This window comes from Konateibacter massiliensis (genome assembly GCF_900184995.1).
Taxonomy (GTDB): Bacteria; Bacillota; Clostridia; order Lachnospirales; family Lachnospiraceae; genus Lachnotalea; species Lachnotalea massiliensis.
The window spans coordinates 240,494-260,379 of sequence record NZ_LT860099.1; the positions used below are offsets into that span (position 1 = coordinate 240,494).

Here is a 19,886-nt window from a genome sequence, read left to right on the forward strand (position 1 = left end):
CTGACGGTTTTCTTGTTAAATTTCATCACTAGATGTACTATTAAAATAATAGAAGAGTAGTAGAACTCTTTAGAACAATATAAAAATTTGCCTCCAAGCAAGTGGCTAACGACGCCACCACAAAGTAATATCCATAATTCCCTTGTGTTTTGGACTGTATGTTTTGAGCTAATCAACTTAGCCCAGGATTGTCAGTCTCTGGGGCGTAACCCATTCGTTAATAAACGAGTTGTTCTACGCCTGCTTTCCTCTATAAAATAGAGTACCTATAGACCCTCCCTTAAACAGAATAAAAATATGGTCTGCCATATGTATATGTCTTTTGAACTTATACAAAATCAATATGTTTTTTCCGGATTTCTCCACCATTGCCGTATATTTGTTTCCAAATTCCGTTTTGGTATATTGATATAGTGGGGGAGTTCCCAGCATATTCTCCACGTAAAAGTCTGTTATCTTTCATTTACTACGTTACACGAACGGTGCTTATAGTAAAGGGCAATTCAAATTATGAAAACTTGAGTGTTTTACCTACGTCTTTTGCTCCTAATATAGAGCCTATTCCCGCTCCCAAAGTTCCTAATGGAGTAAGAAAATCTACAATTCCAGTCCCCGCTTTTGTTAAAGCAGTACCAAAATCTATGAAAAAGTTTACTAGTCCAGAATCGAGCATAGTATTAGCAAATTCAATACCTGCATTCTTCATTTTTTCTAGATGAGCAGTTGTTGATTCCTGATAAGCATTGAATTTATCCATTGCTTGTCCAGAGGAATTTAATGATGCATCAGTATATCTAAGAGCCGTGTCATAGTTGTTCATCAACACAAGGAAGTTTTCCATGTGGTTTACACCGGCAAAAGCACTAGCAATTGCTCTTTGCTGAACGTCTGAATAAGTACCCCAATTAGCACCAGTTTCATCTAATACTTCATCAAAATCTCTAAAAGTATCCATAGAATCTCTTAAAGAAATTCCGACACCTTTAAGAACCGTTTCAACATTACTTAAATCTTCACCTGAGTTCTGATAATCTTTTAATCTTGCTAATTTAATATTACCCATTCGTGAAAATACAGCATTAAGTGATGTTCCCACTTCAGACATGCTAGATTGAGTTACTTCACCAACAACTGCAGCATAACCAAGCAACTTGTCCATGCCTACACCGGCTAAGTTGGCATTATTAGCAACTTGACTCATTGCCTCGGCTAATCCACCTACGTCGGTTGCTGATATCAAGTCGACCGCCGACAATTTATCTACCACATCTAATGTATCTTTTGCGGCTACATTGTAACCTTTCATTGCACTGGTAAGGTATTTGGTACTATCCGCCGTTGACAATTTTCCGATTTTTGATAGTACTATTGCATCTGTAATAAGTGTTTCAGTATCGGCTATACTTTGTCCCTGTTTTAACCATTCAGTACCAGATTCAGTAATGTCAATGACAGTAGCACTTAATTTATCTCCTAATTGTGAATATGAATCCATATAAGATTCTATTTGCGTCTTGGAAGCACCAGTAGCCATAGTTAAGTCGGTTATTGCGTCATTAGTTTCCTTAACTGCTTTTGGGATTTTCTGTATTTGGTAAACTAATCCCATGACGGCAGAACTTACAGATATCCATTGAAGGAAACTATCTCGCGCTTGCGTTAATTGGTCTTTTACTGAAGCTCCAAGTTTTCCAATGCTTCGCATAGAATTTTCAGCAGTTTTAAAACCATTAACAATTTCGTTAAATTGCATTTTGGTCATTTGAGAGTTTAGGGCTCGTAAACTGTCTATATATGCTTGGTTTGCAGCTCTAACAGACTTTGTTGCTCTAGTATTTTTTAGGTTCCACGCTTCAATAGCATCAGCCTTACTTAGTCTTTGTTGGTTTGTGACTAATAAGCTATATTCAGAGCGAAGCATAGATAAGTCATTTTTTGTTTCACCAATCGCAGATTGAAGTTTGTCAAACTGTGCTACAATCGCAATATCATCGCCACTTTCCATAATAGATTTTAGCTGAGTAAACTCAGTATTTACAGACGACATTTTCTTTTCTACAGTTTCACTAGAAAGCCCAAGTTTAGTAAAACTGTTTGTAATGGTCTGTATTTGCGCAGTAGTGTCTCCGTTGTCACCAACAAGTACTTGAATCTTATCAAGCTTTTGATTTAATGCATTTTTAGTTCTTTGAGCTGTTTCCTCTGCCTTCTTTGCTGTTTTTTCTAGCTCAGTTTGCAAACGTCTATTGTCACCTATTACCTGATTTATAGTTTTTTCAATAGTCTTGTCATCAATTTTAATATCAATACCTGTGACCTTTTTCAATTCAGCTTCAAGTTCAGGTAATATTTGTTTAACTGTTTTTATTAATTCAGCTTTATTTAAGTCAGCAGCTAGATTTAAGTGATATTTATCTAAAACTTTTTGAACTTCTGAGATGTCTGATTTTCCAATTCCACTTGAATCTAAGACTGCTTGTAGTAGGACTTTAAATTCATCCATTTGTTTAATTTCTCCCTTCGTGAATTAATTTCTACATAAAAATAACTCCCCACAAAAGGAGAGCAGTGCAATCTTAATTAATTTTTATTTTACATTTATCACTCAAATATTTTTTGAAACTTTTAAATATATCATAAATTCCACCTTCGCCAATTTCGTCTAAAAACTTTTCCCAAAACCTACCGGAAGTTACCCCAAATTCAGTACTTCCGTGTATACCTTGTGACATATTTCGAAACACATCGTCGGCATCATCTCCCTTAATATAATAGGTAACTCCATGTGAAGTCCAAAATGACGGGTCGTAAGAAACTCTAGTTGGATCTAGATACAACTCAAATTCATATCCGTTTCCAATATCTCTAATTTCGCTTGTCATAATAGCTTCAAGAATACGAAATTTCCGTTCGTACATTTTTGGAGAGTATTGGTCGTAGTATTCAGAAATTATGAATTCTTCAAGATAGTCTGGTAATTTTTCTTTTATGTTTACCATCCATTTATAGAGCTGTTTTTTCAATACTTTTTGCAAATCATTATTGTTTTTAATAGTTTTTGTCATTATTTCTTATCATCTTTATGAACATCGTCATGGATAGCACCTGCTAATTCTTTCAAAAACTCCTTTTTTACTTCCTCAGGTGTCATATCTTTAGAAGCTATAGCCAGTTTAGTTAGCATACCAATATAGTCCTCACTGTGCTCCAATGCTTTAAATATTTCAATTTTTGATTTTGCATAGAATAATTTTGATTTGATATAAGTTAACATATTTCTAATTCTCCTTGTTATAATTTACTATCTGTAAAAAACTTTTCTAAGTTATATCTATAATTAGTTCTTAACAATGTATTATCTATTTTAATTGGGTTCATCTGCAAGACATCATCAATATTAATTGACTTCTTTGATAACGTATTTGTATAGTCCAAAAACTCATCAATCATTACAAAATACGTTTGATTTGATTTATTGCGGAAGTTAAATACAAATCCAAATACACCTAAATGGCTACTAAATTTTAGCAACCCCTTTATTTGATTTTTCTTTATATTAAAACTGCACTTCTTTTCTATATTCTCAAAATCTTCACGCCAAAATGTTAGTGAACCAATTGTTGATTTTAATTCAAGTCCATAAAATGTTCTTGTGTTATCATCAAACATAATAAAATCACATTCATTAGTTGTGGTAAATCGTGTACCAGATCCGCCATTCCAAGATGATGCACTGTCGTTTAATCTCTTGACTAATATATGGTTGGGTACTGACTTAACAAATGAATCCTCGAATATTTTTCCTGGATTTTTTGCTATTTTATTCACTCCTTTTCTTGATTGTAGGATAGGAGAGTTGTTCAGCTGATTGCTCTCCAAACAAAAAATACCCACAAGTATGCAATAGAAAATAGATGTAGATATCTTATAATTGAAAATGTTCCAAATAAAAAGAACCTCTAAATTATAGAGATTCTTTATGACAGTACGAGAGAAGTAATAAATGTCTCCCATATATATTTAGTCGGGTCAATAACTTCCGACAGTTAGATATTTAAAATATCTATATCAACTTATTGGTGCTCATATAGATATTCTCTGATTTTATTAAAATTGTTCCTCCCATCTTAAAATAGGATAGGAGGAAACTGTTGTTTCATTTTGAATAAACTTCCTTGTAAAATTCGGCTAGTACCAAAAATAACCTTTCATTTTTCTCATATTTCCAGACGGATATTCCGTTTACTTCTTTTGCGAAGGTATATCTAATCCCATGTGAGGTTAAATAATTAAATTCCTCCCACCACAAGCAGGAATATTCTTTATCAATTTTTATTTTATTTTCACTCCTATCGTAAAAAATAGGCAAGTCATATATAATAACCTAAAAATAAATAGATTAGCATATATTACTTGCCTATATAATTACACTAATCTATTTTCACACATAATACTTACAGCCACTTATTTGTTTATAAGGTATATATTTATCCTTATCTGAACAAAATCTCTGACACGTACACAATCCCAATAATTCGGATTGTTCCATTTCCTTTGATTTTAATTTACAAAATAGCATAGTTTTTTCACTACGTTCTACATATTTTTCGTAGCAATTTCCACACATAATATATCACCTACAACTTATATTCGAAATTAGCTGTTCCTATTTCTCCACGATACTTGATATACGCAAATTCACCAATTTCAACAGTAATGTTTATTAATCGAATACCATAACCACGGAAATCAACATCTAATTCTCTTGTTTCTTTATTGTAAGATAATACTTTACATTTCTCTGTTTTAAATTTTTCAACAGCCATGATTTCCTCCAACATAGGAGAGGGCGGTAGTGTTAATACTACAACCCTCTACAATATTTATTCTACTGTAACTTTAATAACGTCCTTTACACCATTGTAGTCAATATTAATAAGTGTATTTCCGGCGGAAATACCCGTAATGACACCGGCAGAAACCGTTGCTACAGTTGGATCGTCAGACGTAATAGTACAATCTGCTACATCAATTCCTACATTGCTATACAAACCACCTTTAATACCAATGATTGAAATTGACTTCGTTCCATCTACAACAAGACTAATGGTAGCTGGTGTAGCTGCTATATCAGATACAATAACAGATGTTTCATTTGAAGGAATTTCAGTAATATAAGCATATACAGAACCATCAGAGCATGTATCGCCTTCGACTGCCAACGCATCACCATCTAAGTTAGTAGTCGTACTGCCAGTTGCTTCTAAAGTAATATCAAAATTACCGGACAACTGGAATGAAGGAATTTCAATTTGAACTTCTCCAACTTTTCCTTTCTTGCTGTTGTGCTTGTCGGCTGAAAGCACTAATCTACCAACGAGAGGACTGGTTTCAGCATCAATGGTAACTCTCTTAACATTGGTATTATACTGATATGTAACTTTGATGGTATCATTATCATTTCCAACAGTAATAGTAGAACCGACTGGTTCTACTTCGCTAGTAGAACCATCTGTTTTTTCCACAAATACTTTCCCCGTAGGGATTTTCGCAAGAGTTCCTAAGCCATTAACTAAAGTGACACACTCTGCAACAGCATATACGTCTTTCAATCCCTCTGAGATTGTCGAACCCACGTTAGCTGCGATATAAGCCAAGTTCCATTCTGCCATCTCAATTGAAGAAGCTAGTTTCCTTCCATACTTATATTTATAAAGTGTCTTTCCGCCTTTTCCCCCTGTTATTTCCTGATCCTCGTTTGATACATTTATAGATGTGTTGAGAGAAGTTGTACCAGTAAAAGCTAACACATCGTTATGAAAAAACGCTACGTCAGCGGTTGATACTAAAAAGTCTTTTGCATTACCTGCCATTATAAGTTCCTCACTTTCTTTTTATAAATCATTTTTTGTGCATAAAAATAAGAGGTAGTCATTAACCGACTTTACCTCTTAGCTCATCCTCATCTGTTTTGAGGTTAGCATATTTATCTTCAACTTCAATACTGGTCATCCAATGTTGTATTGGTTCTTTTAAAGTGACCATTCCCGACATTTTAGCAGTGCATGAAGTCTGATAATTTTCATGTTTATTTATTCGCTTGATATATCTCCAAAATTTTCTGATGCTTAAATTAGATATATATTCTTCAGTAACCTTTAATCCAATAACCAACGAATCAATGTAATCCTCAATGTCAGCCTTTTCTTTATTTTTCTTAGCTTCAAATTCTCTTGCTTTTTCTAATGCTTTTATTGTCTCAATGTTCATAAATTCATCGACATCGAAATCAATATCGTTTTGAATTAATATTACCTTCCTTAAATCATCAAATATTTCATCAGTAATAATCTGACCATTGATTGTAATATCATGATTTTGAGCATAAGCAATTTCCGCGTCAACACAAGCTAATCGAAATATATTAAGAATTAAATCATAATAAAAATCTAGTCCTTGAACCTCATATTTACTAGCGAGTTCAAAATTATGATGGGCATATTTGATAAATTCAAAATAACTCATTTTAATCAATTCTTTTTCTTGAAATATTGAGTCTTTCCGCAATGTTAAAGCAGACTGGCATTGTTGAAATAATAGTATGTTTTTCATCCTAATAGGAGACAATACTATATTTTCATTATAGGGAATTTCAGAATCATATAATAAATATGAATGTAATTGTTGATGATTAATCTCCACAATTATCACCACCCGAATTATAGTTTGTTATTTGATATTTCAAGACCTTCCCATAATATTTGCTGTTTGGTGAATATAAAGCCATATGATTTCTTGGTGCCGAAGATACCGAACCTATTCCATATATTTTATCAGTTCCATTTAGCGTTCTATCTATACAATCACACAATACGCCAATACGGTTTCCATAGGTACTTGCAAAATAGCCCATGTTTTTGACCTGCTTTATAGTTGGAGAAGTGGAAGAGTTTAATCGTACAAGTTTTTTACTTGTGAAAACAAAAACATATAAGTTAAAGTCTGTGAAAATTCCATTTCGAATAGTATCTATGTCTGTTTCAACTAAGATAAAAGTTTTGTCTTGTGTCGTTGTATCATCAACAAAATTATAGTCAAATATATGACCTTGTTCTTCCCACTTGGTTCCGTTTATTACCCACGATCCGCCTAACATAACGTCAATGATATCCAAGTCCTCGCATTTACTAGGTGTTGGATTTACTAGTGTAATAAAGTTTTCATTTTTTAATAAAAGATTAATGATTTTACTTTTATATTCTTCTGCTACATATAAATTCGAAATCTACATCACATCCCTCTACGTCTACATAACATCAACTATATTAATTTTAATATTCGACAAAACATTACCATCCACAACAATTTCCAATAAAATAGAAGAGCCTATTAACTCTTCATCATTCACCTTCAATTTAATTGTATTTCCACTTACAGCTTGCTCAATTTTGTCAATAAAACCACTCACAACATTCCATTCAAAGTTTACTTCATTAGTATCAATAACATTATCATCCAAATCCTTAAATGTAACAGTATAACTCCTTGCAAATCCTATTTTAAGGCCTGCATTTCCGCTGATAGTAGCAGATAAATTCGATGTTTCATCGGGTAAATTTTTGTCTGATGTGGTAGTGGTAGAGTGATAATTACATATCCATACAGATTTTCCATCTTCTAATTCTACCAATTTATCCTTATCTTTATTATACTGAACCTGTGTAAATACTAGATTTAAAACACCCTTTTCACCATATCCGTAAGCAATGTCATCTGGTCTAGTCAACTCGTAAGGTTTGCATTTTATATTGCTGCGAGACATATGCATACGAAGTCCATTATCCAACAGGAGAGTGTCATTATCATATGGAATATATACCATAAACTGATTTGACTGTAAGGTGATTGTATTATTGCCAGATTCTCCATTGTTGTAAGCAGACGCATTCTGTACCCAAGCGTACCTTGATACGATATTACCATCTGCATTTTGCCAGAATAATTCATACTGGCATTGCCTTAAATTACCATCAATATAAATCTCATCATCACAATCTGCCTCATATACCAACCATATACTATTTGCCCATTCCACATAGTCACCAGCCAATATTTTCTGACCAGGTAAAGATTCGAATTCTTTGTAATAAGGTTTTGTACCGGTATTGATTATCAGATATGAATCTTCTCCATTTAGTTTGACTTCTTTGCACGATGGATTAGTTGGAGCATTTTTTAAAATGTTATATTTTGTTTGATTTTTACTTCGATCTCTTTGTGTTGTTCCATTTATTGTAAGACGTTTATTATAAGAGTTCCAATCCATATAACACCGCCTATTCCTGTATCATTTTCTGCAAAATGTTTGTACATCTTAAAACTTCACGCTTGCATTGTTTTTTTGTAAAACTTTCTTTTCTTAAGAAATTCACCGAATTGACAACAGAGACATATTTCTGATTTGTCGCTAATTCAGGATAAGTATCTAACGCACCAACTAATTGAATTGCTACGGAATCTATATGGTCTTGAACACCATAATTATTTTCATCATTTAATGGTAATATTTTGTAAATACTACCTATCATGTATTTCAAAAATTCAGTCATAAGCCACCTCGTTTCGGAAGTTTTCCATGACTAAATGAATAATTTGAAACCATTATAGATGAATTTTTCTTTGCTAATGTGAATACATCAGTAAGTTTTGCTAATAGGTTTGCAGGACTATAAAGACTATAATCTTTTGTACTAAGTGAATTAACGAGATTATCTTCATTATTTAACTTTGGCTGTAACCATGCAACTACCATTGTTTCTGAAATAATATCTAATATTTCATCATTTAAGGTATTATTAAATACTCTTAATTCATCATCTCTATCTGTCAAATCCACCTTACAACACTTAAACTTCGCACATGCACTTCGCATATATCCATATACAATATCTTCTTTTTCAGTATCATTAAACATAGTAAGGCTATATGCGGTTACCTTATCAAGAAACCAACTGTATACTTCTGAATAGTTTGTTGTTTCCATAAGTCCTCCTAATCTTCAGGAGAAGCTAATTCACAGTTTAGGACTTCCTCTAACAGTTTTACTTTAGAAATAGAATCCAATGAGCCATCTTTGATTTTATCATTTGCTCTAATTACAACAGTCCTCTTAATAGTATCAGACATAATAGAGATTGTTTCTCTCATTTCTTTTTCATTCATTGTGAAAATATCATCTAATTCAAAAGCAATAGCATTTTCATCATAATATCTTCCAACTTGTAAAGCATCATAAATATCTTTGAGCGTATATATAGTCATATCTACACTGTGAGAGTCAATAATAGACACCCAATCTTCTTTAAAGAACATCTGTTGTCTTGCTTTCATGTCACGAATATCTTTGGCAGTAAGGGTTTGTTCTTCGCCGTAATTTTCCCAAATAAATTGATCGCCAGTTCTATCGTTAATATAAATTAATTCTCCAAAAACATTGCTTTTTACTACTAATTCATCTAAATCGCTTAATACTAATCTTTTCTTTTCAACTGCATTAGGTGACGTAGCCGAAATAGTGGTGATTTTTATATCTTCATTTTCGATAACCTTTTTAGGTCTACCTGGCTTCTTTTTTACATCTTCCATTTTATTTCCTTTCATTCATTAATTTAGGCACCTGTATAAAAACAGATGCCTAAATCGTTTATTAAGAGATGGTATAAATACCAAGTTTGTTTGCGAATGCTACACCCACACCAGCTTCTTCAGCATAGAGATAATTCTGGGTGAAGTCAGGTGTCTGTAAAGGATCGGTTACTGATAAAATACCTTCGCCCTTTGTAACATACTTAATAGGTTTCTCGTCACCAGCAATAACGACAATCTTATTATCATTGAGTAAGAATTCGTCAGAGCCAACTTTATGTCTTTGAGGAACATAGATCATATTTGTACCATTGAACTTACCATAGTAACCCATGTTATACAAATCTGTTTTTGCTTCATCAGAAACAGTAGCAGTAGTAATCTTTCTTAATGCAGACTTTGTTCCAATAATTGTACCGATCGCTTCATTTGCTGCTTCGGTATGCTGAATCAATGTCAGAAGAGTATCCTCTGAGTATGTACCAGTCTTAACATAAGTAGAATTTAATCCACGAGTAGTGGCTGTAATTCCATCATATGCGGTGTAGATATTATCATATCTATCACGGATGAAAGCCTTAGATACAGCAGCAATAAACTGATTGAAGTCGGTTCTCTTTGCAAGCAATTTCTTTAGCTCTTCGTATACTTTTATAACCTTGAGAGTAGTATCAACATTGTACTTATCTTTTTTACCTAATCTCTGTCTACGAATACCGCTTACGCCATATGCTGTATCAGCAACAATCAATTCGGTTTTATCCTCTGTCCAGAAATCAATATCATCACCAAGAGCAATGTTTCTATAATCAACCATGTTCATAAAGAACTCATTACCCTGAAATCCTTCATGTACGATTAACGGAAGAATCTCTTCAATGATTTCAAAGCAAGCATTTCCTCTTTGAAATGTTTTCCAATTTAATTCGGTTGAGCCACCGTTTGCTGAGATTAATTCATCAATCATGGCGTCAGAATTTTTAGAAGCATCTGCAAAGTTACCAGAAACTTTATTTGTAATCATATCTGTAGCCAATTTAATCACTTTTAATTTATCCATGTTATAATATCCTCCTATTTATTTTTCAATTAGCCATTAACCTTGACAGCGTATTTACCGTTTGTAAAGTCAACAATTTTACCAATAACTGTAGATCCAGCGGTAGCAGTAGCAACAACTTTTAACTTATAACCAGCCTGTAACTCTACAATTTTCCCAACAGCAGGTGTGCCATCAAATCCTTCAGCAGTGAGAGAAAAGATATCTTTTGCTGTTAAATAATCACCAGTAGCTGGTAATAAAATATCTGCCTTATTAATGAAGTCTGATAAGTTTTTCTTTCTTTCATCAGCATCAACTTCTGGTGTAGTAAGGATTGCGATATCAGTAAGTGCTGTACTTGCAGTTGGCTTAGTTGTAGCGAAAACTTCCCTCTTTCCACTTACTAAATCACCTACTACAACTACAGAACCGTTCTGTAAATCCTCATTAATTTTCAAAGATACTCTTTTAGTACCGTCATATTCGCTCGCCATTTTTTCACGAGTAATTACTGCATAATCTGCCATAATTGTATTTCCTCCTTAAAATTTGCATAAAAATAGAGCCTATTATTGGCTCGTTTAAAATGTGTTGTTAGTTGTACTTTCTACTTAAGATTCCACCGTATCCGTCATCTTCTGGTTCATCAACAGTATTATCAATGCCTGTATGAACAACGTCTGGTGTATTTTTATTTGCTACTGAGAAATTAGCGTTTTTCTTTCCGAGTAAAGCAAAACATTTTTCTTCAATCGCATCTAATTCCATATTTGAGAAATTGGCTTTTAGAGTCATATAATCAGACATGTTTGCTAGAGACTCATCAAACTTTTCAAAGATAGCATTTACAGATGATTCAAACTGTGCATCAAGTGTATCTTTCTCAAATTTCTTCAATCTTTCAAATTCAGCATTTTGGGCTTCAAAAGTTACTCTTGCTTTTTCAATGCTTGCATTCTCTTCAATAGTTACCCACTTTACAATCATTTTTTCAAAATCAGATGTGAGAGCTACAACATTGTTAACAATAACGTAAGCAAATCTTCCTTTAGAATAAGTCCACTTATTACCATCATATTCCTCTTTTTCTACATAAACAAAATTATCATCGAAATCTGCAATCCAGTAATCAAGTGCATAGAGTAGTCTACCATCTTCATCACGTTCCTCACTTCGTTTTAATGCTCCTCTTAATAATTCACGTTTCTCATTATATGTAGAGAATACTGTACTTGTTGGGAGTTCTGCTTTAGGTTCAGTTGCTTTCTTTTCAGATGCATAATTAGACACTAATGATCTAAAATCATTTTCTGAGATATCCATAGAAAATTCGCCAATTTCCTCTTTAGTTAATTCAAATTCAGCTAAGACAGAATTGATTAATTCGTCACTCAATGAATCTTTCTTAGTAAATTCAGTAAGATATGTTCTTAATTCATCTTCTGTAGTAGTGTCTGTAATTTCAAAATCTATGTTGTCTAAAGAAACTGAAAATCCAGCTAGGATATTATCAATAAATTCCTTTGTCAAAATACTTCCTCCTTCCGTATTTTCGTTATTTATGTCATCGTCATTAGACGTTTGACTTTGCTTTGAAAAATAAGTATTAAATTGTTCTAGTTTTGTTTTTATTTCATTTAATGTAAAGTTTGTATCAATTGAAGAACCAATCATTGCCGGCGTTGTATTTTCACCTAATGCACAAGCACCGTAAAATACAATCTTTGAAAATACAAAATGTTTTTCCTTATCAAAATCGCCTTCTATAGAATCTTCATCTAATTCCATACTCTGTTTTTTGATTCCGTCTCGTAAGAAAATATCTGAGTCTTCAATTTTAGTCCATACAAGACCATCAACTACTAAATATTCTCTCTCGATTCCATCTTCACACATTTCTTTTTCATATCTTGGATTACAACTTTCTGGTATTACACCATATGAAGAACCTTTATATGTGACAGAAATTTTCTTTTTATCAATAGTTAAGACGCTTCGATGATCTGAAAAATCTTTGTCGCCATTTTTATCCTTTTCAACATAACCAAGTATTGGAGTGTTATATAAAGTTGGAATAGCAGCATCAACAACATCTTTTGTAAAAATACTATTGTTCAGATTTAAACCGAGATGCATTAATTTTATTTTCACACGAGTAAATCGAGTGTCAGTTATATCTACACTGTCAAGTTTTTCAAACGTAACAGGTATCGTACGTAATTCTTTGTCCACATTTCACCACCTTTCTATGCATCAGCATGTCTATTATCATTTTCTCTTGTTTGAATGCCAGAATCAGACAGTTCTGTATCATCTACTTTTGGTCGTCCATCTTCATCTGTTGTATCAGAATTAGATTGTGTATTACTTGACTGAAGAGGCTTCCATGAGTTTACGATATCTAAACAATCTTCAAGAATAGAAGTGCCATAGGATTGTGCCGGTGTATAACCAAAACATGCTAATAGTTCATTTTTTATAGGCGCACCATAGGTACAAGCTTTTAACAGACTATCTATGTATTCTTTTTGGTTATATGTGGTAACATCAAGCATTTTCATTTCAAATTTATACTTGTCTGGGAACTGCTTTAACTTTTTATTAATTACACGCTCAATCATTCTGTGGATATGGCATACCATTTCACTGTCATTTTTTATAGAGGATGAGATAGTAGCAGAAGATGATTTTGTACTATTAAATAATAGCTCTGAAACACCACTTGCGGTAAAGAAAGATGATACAGATTCACTATAGGCATTTACTTGACTTGCAGTGCCACTTTGTTCAAATGAGAAATCTTGAATCTCATATGGAGACATACCAATTCCAACATTGTCATCAACACATTCACTAAGAAAGTCATAATATTCTAGTGCTTTATCAAAATCACCGCCAGCAAAATTGCCTTGTTCATCAAGTGGTAATTTCATAAGTAGCAATTTATAAATATTGAGTTTATCTTTTGCTTTTTCTATTTTTCTTAAATCTTCTAAATCAAAGATAGTAGTAATTAAGTTTGCAAAAATTGGGATAGCATAGTTCACATTGTCAGATAGTTTTACAGCAAATGAATATTCATCATTTAACTCTTGCCAACGATATTTTGTCCTGTCCTTCTTGTATGAATTATATTTGGCAATAAATTCTCCACCATAATTTGCAAGTTGTTTTGGATATTTATCAAAATATTGAAAATCAAATTGGAATTGTAATACGCCATCAATGTTACTTGACACTTCGCATCTGTCATATGGGAGCAATCTACAAAAATAGCTGTCGTCAGTCTTATATTCATAAACATAAGCAACGTCAGCTACAAATAATTCGGTTATAATTTTTTCCCATTCGCTTTTGATATTCATTACACCAAGAACATCAATAGTGCTTTTATAACAATCTAAGAAATTTTTTTTGCTAAATCTTTTCATATCCAACTTATATGGAACAACCACATAGGACAAGAGAGACATTTTGCTGAAATAATCACAAATTCTTCTATAATGTGGACTAACCATGTAACAATACTTTGATATTTCTATCAATTTCTTTTCGAACTTTTGTGGCGTTTCAATCCACTTAATTACATCTTCACGATTATACTTTTTGAAGAATTCGCCTTGCAAATTGGATTGATTCATATCTTTAAGAATCATTTTTGCTTGCTTGGCAAATAATGCAAAGTTCATTAGCTTCATTTTTTGCTCATCAGTAATTTCATTTTTGTTAGGCATTATGTCCTCCTCTCTACGTGTATTTTGGTTTACGGAATTGTAATTTACTCTTATCAAAAGGCTTTTCATTAGGTTTCTTTAACTTGGTTTCTAATTGACACTGAACCCAATAATTATAACCAACACTAGAAACCCTATCTTTGCGCATTCCGGCTTTTTCATAAACTTTAATGTTTACACCTTTTGCTTCATATTCAAGATTTATTAACTCATTAATTAATAGTGTTGTATGAATATAAGGGAGCTGCAATAGCATTTTGTCACTCATATTGAGCGAATTATATCCACGCATTCCTTTTAGTAACTCCTCCGCTTCAAATTCGTGCAATAAAAGGTTTATTTTATGTTGTCTAAAGCCTTCACGCAATGATAAGTACATATCATTATTAAATTGAGCAGTAGCTTGGATAGCCCAAATAACTTTTGGAGCATTAGGAACCTTACACCTTTCAGCATACACTTTGTCATTACAACAACTTAATGCCCTATACGTTTCTCCTGTCATTGGATCATACATATCTTTGATTAAGCAATCATAGACGCCCAATCCAATACCCTTAACATCTAATGCTATGTATGTACATTTAAATATTTCATAATATCTACGAATTATCAATGCAAGTTCATCTGTGTTTAAACCTTCATGATTTTCGGTATATATCATATTGCCAATGTATTTTTGATTCTCTGTTGGAATAGCACTATTGATAAATATAGAAGCCGCATCATTGTTTTGCTTTTTAGAAGCTAATAATGCAACGTCAGTAGAAATTATTCGTTGTTCTTGGGGTTTCAATTCTGGTATTTTTATTGATTTATCCGATAATAATTTGGAAATATAATCTGGATATACACATCTTTTGAGCAACCTAGTTTTCGATGTGTCTTCATATGAAAAAAGACTACCATCCTTATCTCCGTACCAAAGACAACCCATTTCCATATCCCAAGCCATTTCGGAGAAGTCAGCCTCAGACATCTCGTCAGCTACTTGCTCTCTTGACAATAAATCTTCTTTAATTGATATTTGATATGGTAAACCACAGATGAAGTATTTTTTTGTATCATTAACTAAATTAGCGCAATATGCTTTTGCCTTTTCAAAAGACCAATGGCTTTTAAACCAACAACTTGACATATAAATTTCTTTGTTTCGTTCTACAAGATGTTTATATTCCTTTTTATTTAAGTATTTTGGCGTTCTTGGAGCTGTTAAGAATTTACGCAAAACAGTATTAATTACGGTTAAATCTACCATTCTAAATTCGTCTGTGATAAGTATATTTGCTCTAGCAGACCGTCCAGAATCGGATGCAGTAACAACTTTTATCCATGAACCATTTTTAAAAAGCACATAGGCTTTATTTTGACCGACTGAATAGTCATCAATTTCTAATTTTAGATTGTCCGATTTATCTAAAAAATCAGTAGTTATCTTTTCGAGAACTTCGTTTGCCTGATTACGATTTTTTGAAGCAACACAAATTTTTGTTCCGGGATAAAGGATACATCTAATTGTACAAAAGAGAGCAGTTAACCATGTTTTTCCTTGCCCACGAGCTGCAAGGTACATGAAATAATTGCTCACATTCATCATATATAGCAAAATTATCTGAAATAGTTTTAGGGTAATTCCTAAATAGTCTTTTGCAAATCTATGTGGGTTAGCACGATAGAAACTGCACCATGTCGCAACACCGTTCATTATTTTGGCAGCTTTATCATTTGCAACTTCTTGTTCTGTTTTTTTATTAGTTTGAATCATCTAATTCACCGCCAAAAACAGCATCAAAAAGAGCTTCATCATCATCCTCGTATTCGGGCTTATTTACTTTGTATTTTTCCATTTCATCTTCATACATACGAGAATAAGTATTTTTAATGCCCATCATTTTGCATAGATGCCCAAGGAAATAAACAGTAATATATTTTACAATACCATCTACATCTTTCCATTCTGGGTCTGGTTCAGGAATAGGCTTTTCATTTTCCCATTTTCTGATTAAGGTTCCGAATGTGTTTTGTTCTGCTAATGTATTGTCTTTTGTTTGCTTTGGTTGTAAATTTGCTGTTGCTAACAAATCTTGAAATGTCTTAGTTAAGTCTTTGGTTGAAAGACCCTCTCGTTTTGCCTTTAAAATATCTAATTGGGCATAACATATTTGTTTAAAGACTTCTTCTTGAGATTTAGTGCTACATTCATGTCTGGTAGTCCAATCCAAGTATTCATCTTCAAGAAATACATAATCGTCCTCATCAAAGCCGATTCCGAAGAATTTAACCGTTTTTAATTTAGCCTTTTTTGAATCTTTTATGTCGTCAAGTGTTTCAATTACACCCTCAACACGTTCCTCATCCAGAGTGGTATCATAAGTTTTTCCTGAATATTGGGTTAAGTTGGATTTTGATATGTAACTGTGAATGCGAGATCTATTTTTGGTTATTTTACGACTTGCACTCAATAAACTGGAAGAATAATAAATATCATATTTCTCGCACATCCTTCTTATTGCTGCGTCTTCGTCACCACCATAAGCAGTGGTATAATGCTCAAATAGTTTATCCGTACATTTTTTGCAAATAGGTAAATGATAGTTCCAACCAGCATATAATTCACTTTGAGATGAAGGAAAGTTATCATCTAGCTTAGTATAATTTGTAGAACAAGTAGGGCATTTGTAAAAATTAGGTTCCTCATCTTTTGAGTATCTTATTTTTTGAATTTCTGTACTTTTAGACGGTGCAGTTACGACAACACGTCTATTTGATTTTTCTTGTGCCAATACAAACGCACCACCTTTCTTTGCAATAAAATAAGCACTCACCGCCAGAGCAGTAGTACTTGCAATTAATTTTCTTATTTATTTTTACTACCATATGAAAGCGCAGTTTAATTTGAAAATCCAATAACAATATGATTTTCCATAAGTTTATCTAATTGTTCTTGACTTAATCCAGAACCTTCATCAATAAAAAATATTTTATTTCTGTATTGACGTAAAGCCATAGCGTCTTTGTATGTAATAATAGTTGTTTTAAAATCAAATAATTTACAATTATTATCTATACCAGTAGCAAGATGCCTGTTTTTATCAACAACAATACATCCATTATATTTATCACAAAGACTGGCTAACGCATATGATTTTCCAGTTCCTCTGTGGTGCTTACCATTACAATAAAGATGACTTTTACCAGAAATAATATAATCTTCAAACATCTTTGACCATCTATTTGTATCTTCTTTTCCTTGAGGTACAACACGCCATTTTTTATGCCTCTTAATTTCACCACAATGATTTTGTTCCCATACTGCGATTTCTTTATGACCATCTGTTTCATATTCAGAATACATCAATTTCCAATCGTATTCTTTAATAAGTGAGAGAGTGTCTTTCAAAAGTCGCATGGTGTCAAGTGCACCACGAAAATCATTCTTTTCTTGTAGTGCGGTGAATTTCTTTTGCAGTGATTTTGCATCACTAATTAATGTCTCAACTGTTTCCTTAAAAATGTTTTGGTTTGTATTGCTCATAATTTTCCTCCGGCAGTAAGTTGCAAGCTATTAATTATAATGACAATAAATGTCATAACCTGAATAGCAGGGCTTGAACCTGCAACGTCTGGCTCCCAAAACCAGCGGACTTCCAATTGTCCTATATCCAGATAAAAAAGATGTGTGTAGCAAACACATAAATAATTTCTAAAATACACATACTATTACCAAAAACGGAGGTAATTAGAATGGCAGCTCATAAATCAGCGATATCAGTAGGTCTTTTATATATTCCGGTCGGATTATATAAAACAACTAGAGACACCAGCATATCTTTCAATCAACTGTGTAAAGATACTCATGAAAGAATTAAATACAAAAAAATTTGTCCTTCGTGTAATAAAGAAGTTAGTAGTAGCGATATAATAAAAGGCTACGAATACGAGAAGGACAGATATGTAACTTTCACAGAAGATGAGCTTGAAAAAATTAAATCTCAAAAAGATAAAACTATTCATATCGAAAATTTTGTAAAAATGTCAGAAATAGATTCCATGTACTTTAACAAAAATTATTATCTTATACCAGAGCCGGGTGCTGAAAAAGCATACGAACTATTACGTCAGTCTTTACTATCTAAGAAAGAAGCAGCTCTAGCTAAGACTGTATTAACAACTAATGAAGACCTTTTAGTTTTATATCCAACCAAAGAATGTATAATAGCAAAAATGCTTTATTATCAAGAAGAAATTCAAGAAATCCCCAAAACTATTCCGAAGGTTGAACTTTCAAAGCAAGAAGTAGATATGGCTAAATCTCTAATAGATTCAATGACAAAACGTTTTGACATATCAGCCTATCACGATGAATATCAACAAAAACTTCGTGAAGCAATTACAACAAAAATTACAGGGAATGAAATTGTTAATTCCGATACAAGTGCTCCTAACAACATTATTAATCTAATGGAAGCTTTACAAAAATCAGTAGAGTTAGCGAATAAAAATAACATTAAAGGAACAGCTTAATGAGTGATATCTTTGATAAAAAAGGAATTAAACCAATGTTAATTTCCGAAATGGTTGAGCCTTATGACGATGAGAATTCTATTTTTGAATTAAAACTAGATGGCATAAGATGTATAAACTATTGTGATAAAACATCAACTGATTTGCGCAATAAAAGAGATATGAAATTATTACCTAGATTTCCAGAGTTGCAATCGGTATTTAAAAACTGCAAAGAAAAATGCATTTTAGACGGAGAATTGATTACGTTAGTTAATGGAGTACCAGATTTCTATGTATTACAAAAACGTACTTTGCTAACCGATCCTTTTAAAATAGATCTTGAAAAAACAAGACATCCTGCCAGTTTTGTTGCTTATGATATTATTTATTATAAAGATAAATTAATCAAAGACTTACCATTAATGGAACGAAAGGAAATATTAAGTAATATAATATCAGAAAATAATCTGATATCTGTATCGAGATATATTGAAACTAATGGCATTGCGTTATTTAATCTAGCAAAACAACAACAGCTTGAAGGAGTAGTAGGCAAGAAGAAAAATAGCCTCTACTGGCTTGGTAAAAATACAAAAGAGTGGAATAAAGTTAAGGTTATGAAAGACGATGACTTTATTTGCATAGCTTATATAGTAAAAGAAAAAGCTACAAGTCTTGTACTTGCAAAATATGACATAAATAATAATCTTGTTATTACTAATCATGTTACTCTTGGCGTAAGTCTTTCTAAATTGAAGCAAAACGGCGCTACTCCATCAAAGTGCCCATTAAATGACATACCCAAGGGTCATGAAAACGCAACATGGATTAAACCACTAGTTTGCACGGTAGAATTTATGCCTTCAAATAAAGAGGGACTTAGACAAGCTGTACTCAAGGGTTTTAGGGATGATAAATCACCTGAAGAATGTAGAATAGGAGAGAAGTGAATTCTCTCC

General features: G+C 32.6%; 21 protein-coding genes and 1 tRNA gene. 2 read left to right on the plus strand and 20 right to left on the minus strand.

The window, feature by feature from the left end; translation table 11 throughout:
• Positions 1–508: 508 nt before the first annotated feature.
• The 20 genes from CTY48_RS06625 to CTY48_RS06720 all read right to left on the minus strand — a co-directional run bounded on the left by CTY48_RS06625 (position 509) and on the right by CTY48_RS06720 (position 18,087).
• A complete protein-coding gene (locus CTY48_RS06625; protein WP_099467734.1) occupies positions 509–2,503 on the minus strand; it encodes a phage tail tape measure protein in 1,995 nt (664 codons plus the stop codon).
• A gap of 73 nt (positions 2,504–2,576) precedes the next feature.
• The gene (locus CTY48_RS06630) at positions 2,577–3,065 is read right to left on the minus strand and encodes a hypothetical protein (protein ID WP_099467735.1); all 489 of its coding nucleotides are present in this window, start codon (positions 3,063–3,065) and stop codon (positions 2,577–2,579) included.
• A complete protein-coding gene (locus CTY48_RS06635; RefSeq protein WP_099467736.1) occupies positions 3,065–3,274 on the minus strand; it encodes a hypothetical protein in 210 nt (69 codons plus the stop codon). The genes CTY48_RS06630 and CTY48_RS06635 overlap by 1 nt, the downstream gene beginning before the upstream one ends.
• 17 nt (positions 3,275–3,291) lie before the next feature.
• A complete protein-coding gene (locus CTY48_RS06640) occupies positions 3,292–3,879 on the minus strand; it encodes a PDDEXK family nuclease (protein ID WP_143452701.1) in 588 nt (195 codons plus the stop codon).
• Between the two features lie 758 nt (positions 3,880–4,637).
• Positions 4,638–4,826: a hypothetical protein gene (locus CTY48_RS06645; RefSeq protein ID WP_099467738.1), complete on the minus strand. Its 189-nt coding sequence runs from the start codon at positions 4,824–4,826 to the stop codon at positions 4,638–4,640.
• A 57-nt stretch (positions 4,827–4,883) separates the two neighbouring features.
• Positions 4,884–5,873, minus strand: coding sequence for a hypothetical protein (locus CTY48_RS06650; protein WP_099467739.1), 990 nt, complete (start codon positions 5,871–5,873; stop codon positions 4,884–4,886).
• 61 nt (positions 5,874–5,934) lie between these two features.
• On the minus strand, positions 5,935–6,702 hold the full coding sequence (locus CTY48_RS06655; protein ID WP_099467740.1) for a hypothetical protein: 768 nt from the start codon (positions 6,700–6,702) through the stop codon (positions 5,935–5,937).
• Positions 6,692–7,174, minus strand: coding sequence for a hypothetical protein (locus CTY48_RS06660; protein WP_236354786.1), 483 nt, complete (start codon positions 7,172–7,174; stop codon positions 6,692–6,694). Before CTY48_RS06660 ends, CTY48_RS06655 begins: the two co-directional genes overlap by 11 nt.
• 132 nt (positions 7,175–7,306) lie before the next feature.
• A complete protein-coding gene (locus tag CTY48_RS06665) occupies positions 7,307–8,326 on the minus strand; it encodes a hypothetical protein (RefSeq protein WP_099467742.1) in 1,020 nt (339 codons plus the stop codon).
• A 10-nt stretch (positions 8,327–8,336) separates the two neighbouring features.
• Entirely contained in the window at positions 8,337–8,609 is a 273-nt protein-coding gene (locus CTY48_RS06670; protein WP_099467743.1) for a hypothetical protein, read from the minus strand.
• Positions 8,606–9,043, minus strand: coding sequence for a hypothetical protein (locus CTY48_RS06675; RefSeq protein ID WP_099467744.1), 438 nt, complete (start codon positions 9,041–9,043; stop codon positions 8,606–8,608). The genes CTY48_RS06670 and CTY48_RS06675 overlap by 4 nt, the downstream gene beginning before the upstream one ends.
• 8 nt (positions 9,044–9,051) lie before the next feature.
• On the minus strand, positions 9,052–9,645 hold the full coding sequence (locus CTY48_RS06680; protein WP_099467745.1) for a hypothetical protein: 594 nt from the start codon (positions 9,643–9,645) through the stop codon (positions 9,052–9,054).
• A gap of 61 nt (positions 9,646–9,706) precedes the next feature.
• Positions 9,707–10,705 carry a hypothetical protein gene (locus tag CTY48_RS06685; protein ID WP_099467746.1) on the minus strand — a complete coding sequence of 333 codons (999 nt, stop codon included), beginning with the start codon at positions 10,703–10,705 and terminating at the stop codon, positions 9,707–9,709.
• 29 nt (positions 10,706–10,734) lie between these two features.
• Positions 10,735–11,214 carry a hypothetical protein gene (locus CTY48_RS06690; protein ID WP_099467747.1) on the minus strand — a complete coding sequence of 160 codons (480 nt, stop codon included), beginning with the start codon at positions 11,212–11,214 and terminating at the stop codon, positions 10,735–10,737.
• Between the two features lie 67 nt (positions 11,215–11,281).
• On the minus strand, positions 11,282–12,919 hold the full coding sequence (locus CTY48_RS06695; RefSeq protein ID WP_099467748.1) for a hypothetical protein: 1,638 nt from the start codon (positions 12,917–12,919) through the stop codon (positions 11,282–11,284).
• 14 nt (positions 12,920–12,933) lie between these two features.
• Positions 12,934–14,421, minus strand: a complete 1,488-nt coding sequence (locus tag CTY48_RS06700) for a hypothetical protein (RefSeq protein WP_099467749.1) — start codon at positions 14,419–14,421, stop codon at positions 12,934–12,936.
• 13 nt (positions 14,422–14,434) lie between these two features.
• Positions 14,435–16,186, minus strand: coding sequence for a terminase large subunit domain-containing protein (locus CTY48_RS06705; protein WP_099467750.1), 1,752 nt, complete (start codon positions 16,184–16,186; stop codon positions 14,435–14,437).
• Positions 16,173–17,204 carry a hypothetical protein gene (locus CTY48_RS06710; protein WP_099467751.1) on the minus strand — a complete coding sequence of 344 codons (1,032 nt, stop codon included), beginning with the start codon at positions 17,202–17,204 and terminating at the stop codon, positions 16,173–16,175. The genes CTY48_RS06705 and CTY48_RS06710 overlap by 14 nt, the downstream gene beginning before the upstream one ends.
• Positions 17,205–17,311: 107 nt before the next feature.
• Positions 17,312–17,956, minus strand: a complete 645-nt coding sequence (locus tag CTY48_RS06715; RefSeq protein ID WP_099467752.1) for a hypothetical protein — start codon at positions 17,954–17,956, stop codon at positions 17,312–17,314.
• Between the two features lie 58 nt (positions 17,957–18,014).
• Positions 18,015–18,087 (minus strand) — tRNA-Pro (locus tag CTY48_RS06720).
• A gap of 78 nt (positions 18,088–18,165) precedes the next feature.
• Here CTY48_RS06720 and ku point away from each other — a divergent pair.
• On the plus strand, positions 18,166–18,945 hold the full coding sequence (gene ku, locus CTY48_RS06725) for a non-homologous end joining protein Ku (RefSeq protein ID WP_099467753.1): 780 nt from the start codon (positions 18,166–18,168) through the stop codon (positions 18,943–18,945).
• The gene (locus tag CTY48_RS06730; RefSeq protein ID WP_099467754.1) at positions 18,945–19,877 is read left to right on the plus strand and encodes an ATP-dependent DNA ligase; all 933 of its coding nucleotides are present in this window, start codon (positions 18,945–18,947) and stop codon (positions 19,875–19,877) included. The genes ku and CTY48_RS06730 overlap by 1 nt, the downstream gene beginning before the upstream one ends.
• Positions 19,878–19,886: the final 9 nt, after the last annotated feature.

Excerpts from the sequence above, each read along its gene's own strand:
- CTY48_RS06680 (WP_099467745.1), bottom strand. The coding sequence starts at position 9,645 with ATGGAAGATGTAAAAAAGAAGCCAGGTAGACCTAAAAAGGTTATCGAA.
- CTY48_RS06665 (WP_099467742.1), bottom strand. The coding sequence starts at position 8,326 with ATGGATTGGAACTCTTATAATAAACGTCTTACAATAAATGGAACAACA.
- CTY48_RS06625 (WP_099467734.1), bottom strand. The coding sequence starts at position 2,503 with ATGGATGAATTTAAAGTCCTACTACAAGCAGTCTTAGATTCAAGTGGA.
- CTY48_RS06635 (WP_099467736.1), bottom strand. The coding sequence starts at position 3,274 with ATGTTAACTTATATCAAATCAAAATTATTCTATGCAAAATCAAAAATT.
- CTY48_RS06650 (WP_099467739.1), bottom strand. The coding sequence starts at position 5,873 with ATGGCAGGTAATGCAAAAGACTTTTTAGTATCAACCGCTGACGTAGCG.
- CTY48_RS06630 (WP_099467735.1), bottom strand. The coding sequence starts at position 3,065 with ATGACAAAAACTATTAAAAACAATAATGATTTGCAAAAAGTATTGAAA.
- CTY48_RS06690 (WP_099467747.1), bottom strand. The coding sequence starts at position 11,214 with ATGGCAGATTATGCAGTAATTACTCGTGAAAAAATGGCGAGCGAATAT.
- CTY48_RS06685 (WP_099467746.1), bottom strand. The coding sequence starts at position 10,705 with ATGGATAAATTAAAAGTGATTAAATTGGCTACAGATATGATTACAAAT.
- CTY48_RS06645 (WP_099467738.1), bottom strand. The coding sequence starts at position 4,826 with ATGGCTGTTGAAAAATTTAAAACAGAGAAATGTAAAGTATTATCTTAC.
- CTY48_RS06730 (WP_099467754.1), top strand. The coding sequence starts at position 18,945 with ATGAGTGATATCTTTGATAAAAAAGGAATTAAACCAATGTTAATTTCC.
- CTY48_RS06705 (WP_099467750.1), bottom strand. The coding sequence starts at position 16,186 with ATGATTCAAACTAATAAAAAAACAGAACAAGAAGTTGCAAATGATAAA.
- CTY48_RS06675 (WP_099467744.1), bottom strand. The coding sequence starts at position 9,043 with ATGGAAACAACAAACTATTCAGAAGTATACAGTTGGTTTCTTGATAAG.
- ku (WP_099467753.1), top strand. The coding sequence starts at position 18,166 with ATGGCAGCTCATAAATCAGCGATATCAGTAGGTCTTTTATATATTCCG.
- CTY48_RS06700 (WP_099467749.1), bottom strand. The coding sequence starts at position 14,421 with ATGCCTAACAAAAATGAAATTACTGATGAGCAAAAAATGAAGCTAATG.
- CTY48_RS06715 (WP_099467752.1), bottom strand. The coding sequence starts at position 17,956 with ATGAGCAATACAAACCAAAACATTTTTAAGGAAACAGTTGAGACATTA.
- CTY48_RS06670 (WP_099467743.1), bottom strand. The coding sequence starts at position 8,609 with ATGACTGAATTTTTGAAATACATGATAGGTAGTATTTACAAAATATTA.